Origin of the sequence: Streptosporangium sp. NPDC000563 (genome assembly GCF_040299985.1) — a bacterium.
Classification (GTDB): domain Bacteria; phylum Actinomycetota; class Actinomycetes; order Streptosporangiales; family Streptosporangiaceae; genus Streptosporangium.
Map to the genome: position 1 here is coordinate 868,012 of NZ_JBEPDA010000001.1, position 13,696 is coordinate 881,707.

Consider the following 13,696-nt stretch of genomic DNA (forward strand, 5'->3'; position numbering starts at 1 on the left):
TTGAGAGCTCAAGTAAGATGACCCCGTGACGCGATGGCTGGACGACGACGAGCAGCGCACCTGGCGCGCCTACATGGCCGCCTCGCAGCTCGTCCTGGAGGAGCTGGACCGGCAGCTGCAGCGAGACTCGGGCATGCCACACGCCTACTACGCCGTGCTGGTGAAGCTCTCCGAGGCACCCGAGCGCATGATGCGGATGAGCGAGCTGGCGGCGGAGGTCAACTCCTCCCAGAGCCGCCTGTCCCACGCGGTGAAACGGCTGGAGGAACGCGGCTGGGTGCGACGCGAGCCGTGCGCCGCCGACAAGCGCGTGAGCTGGGCGATCCTCACCGACGAGGGCTTCGCCGCCCTCACCGCCGCCGCCCCGGGGCACGTCGAGGTCGTACGACAGACCCTCTTCGACCGCCTGACCCCCGACCAGCTCCGCCAACTACGAGAGATCTGCACCGCGATCCTCCCCGCCCAGGACCCCTCGTAGCCGAATACGCCGACAGGGGTGGGGCTTTGCTTGGGCATTGCGGTTAGCAGGTATGCCAGGGGGGTCGTTGGCATGGGGCGGAAACGGGTGCTGCCAGCGCAGACAGCGGGCGGCGGGCGCGGCATCGTAGGGGGTGAAAGCAGCTCACCGGACCGGAAAAGCCGACGATGAACGTCAATCCGGAAGCGGTGGCTCCCGAAGACTCTCCCGCGAGAGTCAAGGATCGAGGTAACGGCCATGTGTCAGCACCAGCCTCAGTGCCCATCCGCGAACGCTCCTGACCACGACGCGGCCCGCCTGGTGGCCTTCCACCCCGAGCAGGGGTGGGGACTCCTCTGCAACGGTGTGGTGCTGTTCGAGGACAACGGCGAGCTTCTGCCCGACGGACGCAGCATCCCGGCTCACCGGGGTTCCTATGCCCAGGCGGCCTGAGCTCATGCGTCAGGGCTCCGCGACCAAGCAGACGGCACCCGGCCGGCCGGTCTCTCCGGCCCGACCGGGAAACGTCCGTCCGCCGGGATGGCGGCGCCTCCTGCGCGGGCTCGGCGAGCCGGTGATCCGAGCCGCCCGCGCGGCGCGCGTCCGGCGGGTCTCCTGGACGCTGTCGCCCGCCATCTCCTCGACGCCCCTGGCGCGGCGCCTCGTCCGAACCCAGCTCGACGACTGGGGATGCACGGGGGAGAGCGACATCGCGGAACTGCTCGTCAGCGAGCTGGTCACCAACGCCGTGCTCCACGGGCGGGGAGCACCGGTCGTCACCCTCTCCTGCCGGGAGGGCACGCTGCGCTGCGAGGTCGAGGACGAAGATCCATCCCTCCCCCAGGTGCGCGAGGAATCCGACGAGGGTGAGAACGGTCGCGGGCTGTTCCTCGTCGACACCCTGTCCCGGTCCTGGGGCACCGGCCGCACGCGCACGAGAAAGTACGGAAAGGCCGTCTGGTTCGAGCTGCCCGCCCATCAGGCGCGCCAGGCTTCCTGACCGTCCATCCGCGACGAGACGATCGTGCGAGGCTCCTTCTCCGGTCCACCGACCTCAGAATGTGTTCTGACTTACGATGGCAGGGTGAGCAGTAACGCCGACGCCGTCACCTTCTCGGACCTGTCGAGAAACCCCCGAGCCGTCGCCGAACGCGCCGCGCGCCTCGGACGAGTACGCGTCACCCACCGCGACGCCCCAGACTTCTACCTGACCGCCGTTGATCGTGAGGATCGGCGCGAGCAGACCCTGGCCACGGCATCCCGCCTGTTCCTCGCCCTCATCAAGCACGATCCGACCGCCCGCACACTGGTCATCGCCATGCCCGAGGTCTTCCCCTGGGTGCGCCACCTCACCTCCACCGAACTGCGCGCCTTCACCCTCGAACTGGTGGAGGCGCTCTCCGACGCCGCCGAACTCGATGTCGATGTCACCACGCAGGAAGTCATCGCGGGCTGGCGGGCGACCGCTCGGATCAAGGCCGACCCCGCCCATTACGCCCAGGCTCGCAAGGCCACAAGCGGCGACTACGGAGCGGTAGAGGTCTCAGCGTGAGCCCAAAGCGGGGCGACCGGGTCACGGTCCCCCTCCGGATGACGAATGGGACATCCGGTTCGGTACCGGTGACGCGGTCAGGGGGTGGGAGGAGTTGTGCCGCCACGCCCTGGGCAACACACGCCGATGTTTCGAGGCACTGCGCGCCGATCCGCGCTCACGGGCGGATCACGAGCGGCAACATCGCCTACGCGGCGACCTCGCGACTCATCGTCACAACGGTAGGGACCTGGAGCAGTGGGAGTTCGAGGTCACCAGCGGCGGGCGCGTCCGCTATGTCATCGATGACGCCACTCACACCGTCTGGATCGTCTACGCCTCCCCCCGGCACCCGAAGGACACCGACGCCTGAAGCCCGAGGGCGGGGAGCCGATCAGGTGATCTCTTGTCCGGACCGCGGCAGCCTCCCGAACCCTGGTGGCCGCTGCGGCATCGGCGGCACCAACGTCAAGCTGGGTGACCCGTCCGAGTGGGCCGCCTGCCAGGCGGGTCTGGTCCCGACCGAGGAGTAGCTCTTCGCGTGCTGCCCATGGGCTCTGCCGATCTTTCAGGCGCAGGCCGTTTGGCTACGACGGCCTGCGACGCGGTTCGGTGATTGTCGTTCTGTATAGTTTCCTATATAGTTTTTGCATGACTGTTCTCCATGATGCGACCAAGCTCACGGTCACTGAGGCGGCGCAGCGAGGGGTGGCTCGTCTGGTGGCTGATGCGGAGCAGGGGGCGGATCTGGTGGTGACCCGCCGGCATCAGCCGGTCGCGGCGGTCGTGAGCATGCGGCGCCTCAACGAGCTGGAAGAGGCTGCGGCCGATCTGCGGGATCTGGCGCTGGTTCTTGTGCGGGCGGCGACCGACAGCGGGCGACGGACGTCGATCGATGATGTCCTTTCCGCCTTCGGGCACACACGTGAGTCGCTGGCCGCGCTTCCGGATGACGACGAGTAGCGGTGTCCGACGTCGTATTCACCGACCCGGCCGTTGACGATCTCCGCAGGATCGGCCCGGACGCAGTGCCCAAGGTCCTGAAAAAGATCCTTCTGTTGCTGGAGAACCCCGAGGCTGGTTACCCGCTAGGCGGGGAGCTCACCGGATTTCGCAAGCTTGTCGTCGGCCGGAACACCTGGCGGGTCGTCTATCGGATCACCGATGACAAGGCGGTCGAGATCTGTGAGATCTGGGCAGTCGGCGAGAGGGCCGACGCGGAGGTCTACGCCGAGGCCAAGGCACGAGTCCGGGCGGCCGGCGGTTCGCGTCCCGATGTCGTCCGCCTTGGCGAGGTCATCGACCGCCTAGGAACTCTGACCGATCACATTCACATCGATGAGGTGCCTGCACGGGAGCCGGTTCCTGATTGGCTCGCCAATCGGTTGATCTACACAGTCGGCATGGCCCGTGAGGATGTGGCGGCACTGGACCTGGAGGAAGCCGTCGATCTCTGGACGGAGTTTCGCTCGGGGCCACGTTAGCCCGCAGTCGCCGTTCACGGGTTGGAGCCATGCACGGCGAGAGCTATTCGGTGCTGGGTTACTGCGAGCTCGGCGGTACCAACGTCAAGTTAGGTGACCCGTCCGAATGGGCCGCCTGCCAGACGGGTCTGGTCCCGACCGAGGAGTGGCGTCGACTTCACCGGCACGGCTTGCACCGGGTTTCCGAGCGCGAGCTTGCTGTCATCCTTTCGTCGATCCGGAGAGTCGACGAAGCCGATCGCTTCAGGCGACAGGACCTGAACGCATCGCTTCGGGGCAAGTGCGCTGGTAGATCGGTGCTTTCCGGCCGGGTTGGCGTAGACTCCGGCTATGACCGCTGCTCCTGAAGAATACGAGGACATGCATCGGCTGGTCGATCGACTGACGCCGGACCAGCTCCATGAGGTGCGCGCGCATACCCTGCGTCTCGTCCACTCCGGTGAGGGTGAGTCGGGTCAGGAGTGGCCTCCTTCCTGGTTCGGATCGGTGACCACCGGGCGGGACGACATCGCCGAACGCACTGAGGATCTCCTGCGCCAGGGGTATGGTCACGAAGTGTGATCGTTGTTGACACCGGCCCCATCGTCGCCGCTGCCATCCGAAATGACCGCAGGCACGATGTCTGTGTAGAGATGTTCAACCAGTTTCGCAGAGAACGACGCGAACTCCTCGTTCCGGCGTGAGGTCTCCTACATGCTCGGCAAGATCGGCGGAGCCAAGGTGGAGGCCGGATTCCTGCGCTCGCTGAGATCCGGAATCTTCGCCCTGGTCGATCTCACAGACGATGACCTCAACCGTATCGCCGACCTGGTAGAGCGCTATTCAGACCTTCCTCTCGGATCGGCGGACGCCTCGGTGGTCGCCGTCGCCGAGCGTCTTCGCATCGCCGAGGTGTTCACCCTGGACACCAGGGACTTCTCCGTGGTGCGGCCCGCGCATGTCACCGCCTTCACCCTGGTGCCCGGCTGACCGCTCCATGCCACCGGCTACATCGCGTTGATAGGCACCAACGTCAAGCTAGGTGCCCCATCCCAGTAGGGCGCCTGCCAGACGGGCCTTGAGCTACCACCGGCAAGACCTGTTCAGGTGCCGAACGGCTACTGCGACGCCGGTGGCACCAACGTCAAGCTAGGTGACCCGTCTTGCCGAAAGATCAAAGCCTGACTCCCGGTTTTGGGCCTGAAACAGGGAGTACCCTGAAGAGGGAAGGAGAACCATCCTCGTGACCGATGCCAGGCCTCGGAAGGCTTCAGCCGGAACGGCTAAGAAGCGAAAGCATCGGACGCTCCCGCCGCAGAGTGATTGTGAGACGGGTGCCACAGTGCAGGCTCCTCGCAGAAAAGAGATCGAGGAGCGGGCTGCGCTGCTCTTGTTCGAGCAGGCACAACGGCTGGACGAGGTGGCCGCCAGCACTCGTGAGACCGGCACCCGTGACACGGTCCGGGAGGTCGTCCAGGATCTGCTCGCTCACGCCGAGCCGGTGCGGGCGACGATCGCGTCGAAGATTCTCGGTGTTGACGAGAAGACGGTTCGCGCGTGGGCCAAGGAAGGGCTACTCGTCCCGGTCAGGGGAAGGCCCCGCCTGATGCTTGAAGCCGAGCGTCTGTACACCGTGGCAACGCTCGTCCAGGATCTACGCCAGGCTGGCCGCACCCGGAATCTGGTCGAGGCGGTCTGGCAGCGCCTGCAGGACCGGGAGCTTCTGGAGAGCGATCAGCTGACCGACGGTCTTCGGCAGATGCAACAGGGCGAGGGCCGTCCGTGGCGAGAGATCAGGGCAGAGTGGAGTTCCAAGAATTCGGAGCTGACCGCCGGTGAAGACTGAGGTCTATCTCTCGGTTCTCGCGGAGAAGCACGCTGAGACCTTGCGCGGAGCAGATCTCAGGGTCATTTGTCGCTTTTGTCGGTGATCTGGAAGTGCGCGGTTGCGCGGCCCTTGGATATCGGCTCACGGGGGAACTCCCGGTGAGTCGGCTGTGCGTCAAGCATCTGAGAGGCGCCATGCGCGTCGTGGTCGCCTTCAAAGAGCCGGGTCACGCATGGGTTCTAATGCTGGGACCCCATGATGAGCGCAACCGGACGCACGATGTCTATACCTCGCTGTGGGAGGTGTGCGGGCTGGACGCGCCGCCGGTGGGTGAGCGTACCAAGCCCGCCTGTTGTGACGACGGCGGCGCGGATCCGAACCTGCCGGAAATAGATGATCTGGTGACTCGTTGCCGTGATCTCGCCAAGCCGCCTCGTCGGCGTAAGCGCCCAAGCTGACAAACTCCGGACTTAACGGCCGTTGCACGCCGAGCGGCACCGGTGTGAGCTGCCCCGTCGGACTGACCTCCGGCGAGGCCTGGCCCGGATTTCACCGGCCGCCGGACACTGATGACACACCGCCGATGTCCGGACTACTGGGGGAAGCTCAATCGGAGTCCGTGCCGCCGACGACCTGTTTGATCACTACGGCGGTTCCGTCCATCTCGGCGCGCCACACGCGCGAGCGCGGACTGCTGGTCAGGCGGCGCAGCCGGGTCACGGGACCGAGCCGAGCCCGCAGGTGCCGCTCGACCGAAGGTCTCGACCATCCCATGTGCTCTTCCCCTCGTCGCGCATTGTCCTGACTACTCTTTTCCTTCCTGCTCCTCTGTTCGTTCTACATCGGCTGATCGCTTCGGCGACGGTGGCGCCCTGGCCGTGGCTGTAGGCGGTGCGCCTCCGGAGACCGACATTCCGGAGGCAGCGGTCAGCTCGGCCAAAATGTAGGGGCGGGAGCGGGTGAACTCGCGGCCATAAGCGACCAGCAGCCGACTCTCCTCTTTCGGCGCCGGCGGATCGCGCCGCGCAACGGTTCGGCCTCTGTGGCGTCCCAGGCCGTCTCCAGAGCCAGGGAAGGCATCTGCCCAGGGGGCGTTCGCGTGCGCGGCCGCGTCGAAGTAGGTGATCCAGTCGGGATCGGGATCCCCTACGCAGATCGCGCCGAATGCGTCCTCGGCGGCGGTGGTTGTCCACCGGCGACTATGTTGCGACCTTGGTGGACAGAACTTCACGGAACTCGCCGACGGCCGGGCGGTCCTGCTGGTCGAGCGGGATGGCGCGCAGCAGCATTCGTCCGGTCTCGATGATGTGGTTGCTGCGGTATGCGACAGGGAGAGGGTCTATCACCGTCGCTGCTCGGCGGACCCCCTCGTCGGTCGCGCCCTGGACGACCGTGCAGAGCGCCTCGTGCAGAGCGATGTTGGCCTGGTACTGGTAATTGCAGGTCAACCTGAGCACGTTCTCCCGGGCTGTGCCCGCCCTGGCCTCGTCGCCCGCACCGGCATGGACCCAGCTCTGTGTGAAGTAGATCTGGTTCTCTTTCCAGAAGCCGAGCGAATCCCCGCGGTCCCCCTTCTCCGTCAGCTCGACAACGGCGTCCAACGTCTCACGCGCCTCGGCATGTCTGCCGAGCAGCGAGAGGGCCTTCGCCCGGGTGGTCAGCAAGTCGACGGAGAGACCGCCGGCGACCTGCTCCGCGTTGCCGACGAGGCGCATGACCGTCTCCGGGGCGCGCTGCCCATAGAGCCCGTGCCCGGCCTCCTCTGAGCGGACCAGGAGACGCACCTCCCGGTCCCCGGAGGCGTCGGCGGCGCTTCGTCCGGTACGCCACCAACGGACAGCGGCTCCATGGTCACCCAGGCGGGTCAGCGCGTTGGCGTGAATGCTGGCGAGCACGGCCAGGGTTCGCTGTAGCTCGGTCACCTCGGCGGGAGATGACACCTCCATCTGCCGCCGTACCGTGAGCAGGTCGATGATGAGATCGGCCGCCACCTGTGCGGGCGGCCTGGTGCGGAGCGCGTGCAGGTGGTCGGCGGCGGATATCTCCCACTCCTCGCCGCTTCGGAAACCATGGTCGAGGGACAGTTCGAGGAGTTGGCGAACCGGCTCACCGGAGACGCCAAATATCCCAATTCCGGCACTGGCCGCGGCAATCTGTAAAAGCCTTCGACGTTCCATGTCGTCTCCATCTGGTGCCTTCCGGATGAAAATACCCTCGGATGGCATCACCAATTCATCGGCATTCGGTGGATTTGCGAACAACTCCCTCTCGGGAACCTCGAAGATCTGAGCGAGCAGCGCAGGATAAGGCTCGTTCGGCCGATGCTTACCGGCTTCCCAGGCGCGGACCATGCGGGTCAATGATTCTTGAGTCGGCAGGTGTTCCCTGGTACGGCCGCCGGCGGCGTCGATCAACCGCCGAGCCATGTCCTTCAAGGACCATTCACGCGACTGCCGCTCTTCGCGCAATCGAACGGCCCACACAGGAAGATCGTTCATGTGCGCACCTCAAAGGCACAGGGGATGAGGGGGGGATATCCCCCCCTCATCCAAAGTATCCTCTGTTGCGGAGTGGTCACGGAGCGTTTTCATGGAGCCCCCATGAAAAGGCGGAGCCCGCCCATGGCATCGCGCGCCAGGACGGGCTCCTTGATCAGGAAATGAGTCCTGACCCGTGAACAACTTTAATGCTCCGGTTCTCGACCGGACTGCGGCGAACGACTGCCGCTGCTTCGCCGACGTGCCGCCGCTGCCGATGGGCTGCGCCGAGTGCGGACACGCCCCCTACGCCCACGGCTGCCCCGGCCGACCCAGCGATCACGAGTACGCGCAGCCGACCGGTGCGCTGATGGCGATGCGCCTGGAGGCGCGCCGCACCGGCACGCGACCCTTCCCTCTCGTCGAGCGGCCCGTCACCACGGCGCCCGCCGAGGTCATCCCCCTGGTGCCCGCGCCCCGCCACTCCACCTCACCCGCCTCCATCCCGGACGCTCCCGCCGCGCCCGCGCCACCGCCCATGCGGACACCACACCCCACCCCTCGCCCAACCGTGCGGCCCGCTGCCGCACCACCCCGCCGCGACGACGCCCGTGTCGCCCGGCGTCCCGCACCCCGGCCGGTCGAGTCCGGACAGGACCGCGCGACCCGCCTCGCGCTCGCCCGCGACCCCCTCGCCCGCCGCCGAGCCCGCATCGCGGCCCGCGCCCCCGAGCACAGCACTCCACCCCCGACCATGAGCCAACCGCCCACCCGGCCGCCGCTCACCCTGCTGCCGGCCCCTCCCGACCACCAACACCAAACCTCCTGGCCCAACCCCGCCCTCACTTCCGGCCAAGTCCGCTACTTCCCAAACGCCCCCGCACCCAGCCCTCACGAGCCCAGTTGTCACGAGCCCAGTTGTCACGAGCGCCGACAGCAGGTCGCGGCATGAACACCACCCCACGCGACCCCATGAGCAGGCGCGGCGGCGCGGCTCCTTCCCACATCCCCGCCGTCGCGCCACCACCCCACACCCAGGCCGTAGCACGAGCCCAAGACCTCGCCACCATCCTCAACGAGGTGCACGGCGTCTCAGCCGACATCCACCACCTGCGCTCCGGCAACGCCATCGTCTCCGTCTTCCTCGGCCTGCTCGCCTACAGCGACGGCGAGAGATTCTGGTGGACCAGCCCCGTACTCGACCGATTCGGCGACCACCTGCTCAGCGCCGCCTCAGACCCGGCCACAGCCGCCGAACGCCTCGCCGCGCACTACCGGATCCTGCGCGTCCGCCCCGCCGCCGGCCTCCTGGAGAGCGAACTACCACTACTCACCGACACGACCCCGGCAGAGCATGTTGTCCCGCGCTGACGCCGACGCCGCACGCGCCGCCCGGCAAGTACAGGATCACGCCCCCACCTGGTGCGTCATCTGGAGCCTGCGCTTTCGCCGGTTCGAAGCCTGGGAGTGCACCGACCCGGCCCAGTGCCGCACGGTCCACGCCACCAGCGCCGCCGAACTGTGGGACCGGATGCAACAGATAGACCTCGACCTGTGGCGTACCCGGCCCCGAGGTGACCGGACCGAGCCGACCACGGCTCCATGAACGGCGCGGCGGCACGGCGACCAGCCTCCCGTGCCGTCGCGCTCCCCACCTCCTGCGGGCGGTGGCGCACAACCAGGGGTCGCCCGCAGGGTCGGACACGACCAGGCGGCTCATCAGGGCGCGGATGGTCTTTCTCAACGAGGGGAGACGAGGGAAACGCGGGGAAGGGGAAAAGTGCTCAACCGCGAGGTGCGCGGGAGTCGAGGTCGGGGGCGGGGGTGGCGAGGTGGATCCAGGGGTCGGCGATGACCCGGTGGATGACCTGGCCCGCGGCGCCCAGGGTGGCGGCGTCGCCGCCGAGGCGGGAGACGGTCAGCTCGGGGACGGCGCGGCGCATCACGCCCAGTCGCGAGGTCATCGTCTCGTGCGTGGTGCCTCGGATCCATGGGAACAGGGGGGCGAACACCCCGCCCAGCACGATGGTCCCCGGGTCCATCAGGTGCACCGCGGAGGTGAGGGCGACGCCGAGCGCCTGGCCGGCGCGTTCGCAGGCCTCCAGCGAGGCGGGCTCGCCCGCTTGGAGGCGCCCCAGCAGGGTGGTCACCCCGTCGGGGACCCCGGCGAGTCCGGCGGCCCTCAGCAGCGCGTCCTGTCCGGCGTACTGCTCCAGGCATCCCCGGCCGCCGCAACGGCAGGCGGGGCCTTCGGGGGAGACGACCACGTGGCCCAGTTCCCCGGCGAGGCCGCTGGCGCCGCGGAACAGGGTCCCGCCGACCACCAGGCCCGCGCCGATGCCGATCTCCCCCGACACGTGCAGGAAGTCGCCGGGGACGGAGCCGAACCAGCGCTCGCCCAGGGCGGCGAGGTTGGCCTCGTTGTCCAGCGTGACGGGGAAGTTCAGCAGTTCGGAGACGCGGACGTCGTGCCAGCCGAGGTTGGGGGCCGTGTGGACGAGCCCGTCCTCCACAGGGCCGGGGACCGCGAGGGTCGATCCGGCGATGGTGAGGCCCTCCGCGCGAGCTTCGTCCACAGCCCTGTGGGCAAGTTGTTCCAGGTGGGACAGGGTTTCCACAGGCGAGACACTGCGGTTGTCCACAGCCTGTGTATATCTGAGCCGCACCGCGAGGGTGAGATCGACCACACAGGCGGACAGATAGTCGACGTTGATCTCCAGGCCGAGCGCGGCGACCCGCTGCCCGCTGAGCGCGACGGCCGTGCCGGGCCGTCCCCGCTCGCCGTCCCTGAGCGCGCCGGACTCGGCGACCATGCCCGCCTCGATCAGGTCGCCGACCATCTTCGACACCGTGGTCTTGGTCAGCCCGGTGATCTCGGCCAGTGCGGCCCGGCTGATCGGACCGCTCCTGCGTACCTCGCTGAGGACCACACCCAGGTTGCGGGCGCGCATCGAATTGTGGCGTACAGCCTGTGTCATGGAGCATCCACCTCTTGACGATCCCACCACCTCGATCCATATTAAGTCCATAAAGTGGATTAAATCGGAGGAACGCAGATGAGCGCCTACACCCCCAAGCCCGAAGACCGCTTCACTTTCGGGCTGTGGACCGTCGGCTGGCAGGCCCGCGACCCCTTCGGGGACGCGTCCAGGGCCCCGTTGGACCCGGTGGAGAGCGTCCACCGGCTCGCCGAGCTCGGCGCGTACGGCGTCACCTTCCACGACGACGACCTCCTCGCCGTCGAGCCCGACCGTGACAGGGCCATCGCGAACTTCAAGAAGGCGCTGGCCGAGACCGGGCTCAAGGTTCCGATGGCCACCACGAACCTGTTCACCCACCCCGTCTTCAAGGACGGCGGATTCACCAGCAACGACCGCGACGTCCGCCGCTACGCGCTGCGCAAGGTCATCCGCAACGTCGACCTCGCCGCCGAGCTCGGCGCGACCACCTACGTCTGCTGGGGCGGGCGCGAGGGCGCCGAGTCCGGGGCCGCCAAGGACATCAAGGCCGCGCTCAGCCGCTACAAGGAGGGCATGGACCTGCTCACCTCGTACGTGATCGAGCAGGGCTACGACATCAGGTTCGCCATCGAGCCCAAGCCGAACGAGCCCCGGGGCGACATCCTGCTCCCGACCATCGGCCACGCCCTCGCGTTCATCAACGAGCTTGAGCACTCCGAGCGCGTCGGCCTCAACCCCGAGGTGGGCCACGAGGAGATGGCCGGGCTCAACTTCGCGCACGGCATCGCGCAGGCGCTCTGGCACGGCAAGCTCTTCCACATCGACCTGAACGGCCAGCACGGTCCCCGCTACGACCAGGACCTGATCTTCGGCCACGGCGACGTGAAGAACGCCTTCTTCCTGGTCGACCTGCTGGAGAACGGCGGCTACGACGGCCCCAGGCACTTCGACTACAAGCCGCTGCGCACCGAGGACTCCGAGGACGTCTGGGTCTCCGCCGCGGCCAACATGCGCACGTACCTGATCCTGAAGGAGAAGGTGGCGGCGTTCCGCGCCGACCCCGAGGTCGCCGAGGCGCTCGCCGCGAGCAGGGTCGCCGAGCTCTCCGAGCCGACGCTCGCCCCCGGCGAGACGATCGCCGACCTGAACCGCGACGAGTTCGACCTCGACGCGGTGGCGGCGCGCGGCTTCCACTTCACGCGCCTCAACCAGCTCGCGATGGACTACCTCCTCGGAGTCCGCGGATGACACTGGTGGCCGGGGTCGACTCGTCGACCCAGAGCTGCAAGGTGGTGATCAGGGACGCCCGTACGGGCGCCCTGGTCCGCCAGGGACGCGCGACCCACCCCGAGGGCACCGAGGTCGACCCCGAGGCGTGGTGGCAGGCGCTCCAGGAGGCGCTGGCACAGGCGGGCGGGCTGGACGGCGTCGAGGCGATGAGCATCGGCGCGCAGCAGCACGGCATGGTCTGCCTGGACGAGTCCGGCGAGGTCGTCAGGAAGGCGCTGCTGTGGAACGACACCCGTTCCGCCGGAGCCGCCGCCGACCTGGTGAAGGAGCTGGGCGGCCCCGAGGTCTGGGCCGAGGCGGTCGGCAGCGTGCCGGTCGCGTCGTTCACGGTGACCAAGCTCCGCTGGCTGGCCGAGCACGAGCCGGAGTCCGCCCACCGTACGGCGAGGGTGTGCCTGCCGCACGACTGGCTCACCTGGCGGCTGGGCGGGGAGTTCGTCACCGACAGAGGTGACGCGTCGGGCACCGGCTACTGGTCGCCCGCGACCGGCGCCTACCGGACCGACCTCCTCCAGGGGGCCTTCGGCACCCTACCGGGCCTGCCCGAGGTGCTGGGTCCCCGCGACTCCGCGGGCGAGGTACGGTCCGCGGCCGGTGTCCCCGGTGCGAACGCGGTGCGGCTCGCGCCGGGTACGGGCGACAACATGGCGGCGGCCCTCGGGGTCGGCGCCCTGCCCGGGGACGTGGTGGTGTCGATCGGGACGTCCGGGACGGCCTTCGCGGTCGCCGAGAGCCCGATCGCCGACCCGACCGGTTCCGTGGCCGGGTTCGCCGACGCCACGGGGCGGTTCCTCCCGCTGGTGGCCACGCTCAACGCCGCCAGGGTGCTCGACGCCGCCGCGCGGGTGCTCGGGGTCGGTCTGGACGAGCTCGGCAGGCTGGCGCTCGAAGCGCCCTCGGGGGCCGGAGGACTTGTCCACGTCCCCTACCTGGAGGGCGAGCGCACCCCGAACCTGCCCACCGCCACGGGCTCGCTGCACGGGCTGACGCTGGCCACCTCAACCCCGGCGCACCTCGCCAGGGCGGCGGTGGAGGGCATGCTCTGCCATCTCGCCGACGCCTTCGACGCCCTCGGGCTCGACCCGGCCAGGGTGCTGCTCATCGGCGGAGGCGCGAAGTCCGAGGCCGTACGGCGGATCGCCCCCGCGGTCTTCGGGCGGCCGGTGGTCGTCCCCGAGCCGGGGGAGTACGTCGCCGACGGTGCGGCGAGGCAGGCCGCCTGGCTGCTCGGCGGCGACGAGCCGCCGGCCTGGGAGGCGGGCAAGGTCGAGCACTACGAGGCCGATCCCGCGCCCGAGGTCAGGGCACGCTACGCCGAGGTCCGCGGCCTCGGCTGAGACACGGACACGGCGACCACACGGTCGTGGCCCCCACCACACGACCGTGACTGCTCCCACCGCGCGGATCCGCGGTGGAGCAGCCGATACGGGTACGCGGTTCGCGCCGCGTACCGCGAGGATCCACGGCCGCGTAGCCGGACACGGGGCACGCGGCCGTGGTTCACACCGCGAGGATCCGCGACAGTGCGGCCGGATGCGGGCGCACCGACGCGGTTCGCACGGGACGGTTCGCCGCCTCCGAACAGGAGGCGGCGAACCGCGTACCGGGACCGCGTACCGGGACCGCGTACCGGGACCGCGTACCGGGACCGCGTACCGGGACCGCGTACCGGGACCGCGTACCGGGACCG

21 protein-coding genes are annotated in these 13,696 nt (G+C 68.6%); 17 read left to right on the forward strand and 4 right to left on the reverse strand.

The window, feature by feature from the left end; all coding sequences use genetic code 11:
* The first annotated feature begins 25 nt into the window (after positions 1–25).
* The 12 genes from ABT352_RS04075 (at position 26) to ABT352_RS04130 (ending at position 5,737) form a co-directional block, all read left to right on the forward strand.
* Complete coding sequence (locus tag ABT352_RS04075) at positions 26–478, forward strand: MarR family winged helix-turn-helix transcriptional regulator (protein WP_350942326.1); 453 nt, start codon at positions 26–28, stop codon at positions 476–478.
* A gap of 237 nt (positions 479–715) precedes the next feature.
* Positions 716–910 (forward strand): DUF5999 family protein, encoded by a 195-nt coding sequence (locus ABT352_RS04080; RefSeq protein WP_350942327.1) that lies wholly within the window; start codon positions 716–718, stop codon positions 908–910.
* Between the two features lie 4 nt (positions 911–914).
* Positions 915–1,457, forward strand: a complete 543-nt coding sequence (locus ABT352_RS04085; protein ID WP_350942328.1) for an ATP-binding protein — start codon at positions 915–917, stop codon at positions 1,455–1,457.
* A gap of 84 nt (positions 1,458–1,541) precedes the next feature.
* On the forward strand, positions 1,542–2,009 hold the full coding sequence (locus tag ABT352_RS04090) for a hypothetical protein (protein ID WP_350942330.1): 468 nt from the start codon (positions 1,542–1,544) through the stop codon (positions 2,007–2,009).
* 94 nt (positions 2,010–2,103) lie between these two features.
* Positions 2,104–2,361 (forward strand): hypothetical protein, encoded by a 258-nt coding sequence (locus tag ABT352_RS04095; RefSeq protein ID WP_350942331.1) that lies wholly within the window; start codon positions 2,104–2,106, stop codon positions 2,359–2,361.
* A gap of 25 nt (positions 2,362–2,386) precedes the next feature.
* Entirely contained in the window at positions 2,387–2,521 is a 135-nt protein-coding gene (locus ABT352_RS04100; RefSeq protein WP_350942333.1) for a hypothetical protein, read from the forward strand.
* Positions 2,522–2,639: 118 nt separating this feature from the next.
* The gene (locus ABT352_RS04105) at positions 2,640–2,951 is read left to right on the forward strand and encodes a hypothetical protein (RefSeq protein WP_350942335.1); all 312 of its coding nucleotides are present in this window, start codon (positions 2,640–2,642) and stop codon (positions 2,949–2,951) included.
* A gap of 2 nt (positions 2,952–2,953) precedes the next feature.
* Positions 2,954–3,472, forward strand: a complete 519-nt coding sequence (locus tag ABT352_RS04110; protein WP_350942337.1) for a type II toxin-antitoxin system RelE family toxin — start codon at positions 2,954–2,956, stop codon at positions 3,470–3,472.
* 330 nt (positions 3,473–3,802) lie between these two features.
* A complete protein-coding gene (locus ABT352_RS04115) occupies positions 3,803–4,033 on the forward strand; it encodes a hypothetical protein (protein WP_350942339.1) in 231 nt (76 codons plus the stop codon).
* Positions 4,034–4,165: 132 nt separating this feature from the next.
* Positions 4,166–4,441, forward strand: a complete 276-nt coding sequence (locus ABT352_RS04120) for a type II toxin-antitoxin system VapC family toxin (protein WP_350942341.1) — start codon at positions 4,166–4,168, stop codon at positions 4,439–4,441.
* Positions 4,442–4,793: 352 nt separating this feature from the next.
* Entirely contained in the window at positions 4,794–5,297 is a 504-nt protein-coding gene (locus ABT352_RS04125) for a MerR family transcriptional regulator (protein WP_350942343.1), read from the forward strand.
* A 176-nt stretch (positions 5,298–5,473) separates the two neighbouring features.
* Positions 5,474–5,737 (forward strand): hypothetical protein, encoded by a 264-nt coding sequence (locus ABT352_RS04130; RefSeq protein ID WP_350942345.1) that lies wholly within the window; start codon positions 5,474–5,476, stop codon positions 5,735–5,737.
* Between the two features lie 148 nt (positions 5,738–5,885).
* Here the strand turns inward: ABT352_RS04130 and ABT352_RS04135 are convergent, their stop codons facing one another.
* A complete protein-coding gene (locus ABT352_RS04135; RefSeq protein ID WP_350942346.1) occupies positions 5,886–6,053 on the reverse strand; it encodes a hypothetical protein in 168 nt (55 codons plus the stop codon).
* 425 nt (positions 6,054–6,478) lie between these two features.
* The gene (locus tag ABT352_RS04140) at positions 6,479–7,777 is read right to left on the reverse strand and encodes a helix-turn-helix transcriptional regulator (RefSeq protein ID WP_350942348.1); all 1,299 of its coding nucleotides are present in this window, start codon (positions 7,775–7,777) and stop codon (positions 6,479–6,481) included.
* Positions 7,778–7,952: 175 nt separating this feature from the next.
* Between ABT352_RS04140 and ABT352_RS04145 the strand changes: the two genes are divergently transcribed.
* The 3 genes from ABT352_RS04145 to ABT352_RS04155 are packed head-to-tail and all read left to right on the forward strand — an operon-like array spanning position 7,953 to position 9,362.
* Complete coding sequence (locus tag ABT352_RS04145; RefSeq protein WP_350942350.1) at positions 7,953–8,708, forward strand: hypothetical protein; 756 nt, start codon at positions 7,953–7,955, stop codon at positions 8,706–8,708.
* The gene (locus ABT352_RS04150; protein WP_350942352.1) at positions 8,705–9,127 is read left to right on the forward strand and encodes a hypothetical protein; all 423 of its coding nucleotides are present in this window, start codon (positions 8,705–8,707) and stop codon (positions 9,125–9,127) included. The genes ABT352_RS04145 and ABT352_RS04150 overlap by 4 nt, the downstream gene beginning before the upstream one ends.
* Positions 9,111–9,362 (forward strand): hypothetical protein, encoded by a 252-nt coding sequence (locus ABT352_RS04155; protein WP_350942354.1) that lies wholly within the window; start codon positions 9,111–9,113, stop codon positions 9,360–9,362. Before ABT352_RS04150 ends, ABT352_RS04155 begins: the two co-directional genes overlap by 17 nt.
* Positions 9,363–9,540: 178 nt before the next feature.
* Here ABT352_RS04155 and ABT352_RS04160 read toward each other — a convergent pair whose 3' ends face one another.
* The gene (locus ABT352_RS04160; protein WP_350942355.1) at positions 9,541–10,734 is read right to left on the reverse strand and encodes an ROK family protein; all 1,194 of its coding nucleotides are present in this window, start codon (positions 10,732–10,734) and stop codon (positions 9,541–9,543) included.
* Between the two features lie 78 nt (positions 10,735–10,812).
* Here ABT352_RS04160 and xylA point away from each other — a divergent pair, with 78 nt between their 5' ends.
* The gene (gene xylA, locus ABT352_RS04165) at positions 10,813–11,964 is read left to right on the forward strand and encodes a xylose isomerase (RefSeq protein ID WP_350942357.1); all 1,152 of its coding nucleotides are present in this window, start codon (positions 10,813–10,815) and stop codon (positions 11,962–11,964) included.
* The gene (gene xylB / locus ABT352_RS04170; RefSeq protein ID WP_350942359.1) at positions 11,961–13,343 is read left to right on the forward strand and encodes a xylulokinase; all 1,383 of its coding nucleotides are present in this window, start codon (positions 11,961–11,963) and stop codon (positions 13,341–13,343) included. The genes xylA and xylB overlap by 4 nt, the downstream gene beginning before the upstream one ends.
* 163 nt (positions 13,344–13,506) lie before the next feature.
* On the opposite strand, the gene ABT352_RS04175 is transcribed toward xylB, so the two are convergent.
* A partial coding sequence (locus ABT352_RS04175; RefSeq protein ID WP_350942361.1) for a hypothetical protein occupies positions 13,507–13,696 on the reverse strand: 190 nt, incomplete at its 5' end.

Excerpts from the sequence above, each read along its gene's own strand:
- ABT352_RS04115 (WP_350942339.1), top strand. The coding sequence starts at position 3,803 with ATGACCGCTGCTCCTGAAGAATACGAGGACATGCATCGGCTGGTCGAT.
- ABT352_RS04150 (WP_350942352.1), top strand. The coding sequence starts at position 8,705 with ATGAACACCACCCCACGCGACCCCATGAGCAGGCGCGGCGGCGCGGCT.
- xylB (WP_350942359.1), top strand. The coding sequence starts at position 11,961 with ATGACACTGGTGGCCGGGGTCGACTCGTCGACCCAGAGCTGCAAGGTG.
- ABT352_RS04130 (WP_350942345.1), top strand. The coding sequence starts at position 5,474 with ATGCGCGTCGTGGTCGCCTTCAAAGAGCCGGGTCACGCATGGGTTCTA.
- ABT352_RS04155 (WP_350942354.1), top strand. The coding sequence starts at position 9,111 with ATGTTGTCCCGCGCTGACGCCGACGCCGCACGCGCCGCCCGGCAAGTA.
- ABT352_RS04085 (WP_350942328.1), top strand. The coding sequence starts at position 915 with ATGCGTCAGGGCTCCGCGACCAAGCAGACGGCACCCGGCCGGCCGGTC.
- ABT352_RS04105 (WP_350942335.1), top strand. The coding sequence starts at position 2,640 with ATGACTGTTCTCCATGATGCGACCAAGCTCACGGTCACTGAGGCGGCG.
- ABT352_RS04135 (WP_350942346.1), bottom strand. The coding sequence starts at position 6,053 with ATGGGATGGTCGAGACCTTCGGTCGAGCGGCACCTGCGGGCTCGGCTC.
- ABT352_RS04120 (WP_350942341.1), top strand. The coding sequence starts at position 4,166 with ATGCTCGGCAAGATCGGCGGAGCCAAGGTGGAGGCCGGATTCCTGCGC.
- ABT352_RS04080 (WP_350942327.1), top strand. The coding sequence starts at position 716 with ATGTGTCAGCACCAGCCTCAGTGCCCATCCGCGAACGCTCCTGACCAC.
- ABT352_RS04160 (WP_350942355.1), bottom strand. The coding sequence starts at position 10,734 with ATGACACAGGCTGTACGCCACAATTCGATGCGCGCCCGCAACCTGGGT.
- xylA (WP_350942357.1), top strand. The coding sequence starts at position 10,813 with ATGAGCGCCTACACCCCCAAGCCCGAAGACCGCTTCACTTTCGGGCTG.
- ABT352_RS04140 (WP_350942348.1), bottom strand. The coding sequence starts at position 7,777 with ATGAACGATCTTCCTGTGTGGGCCGTTCGATTGCGCGAAGAGCGGCAG.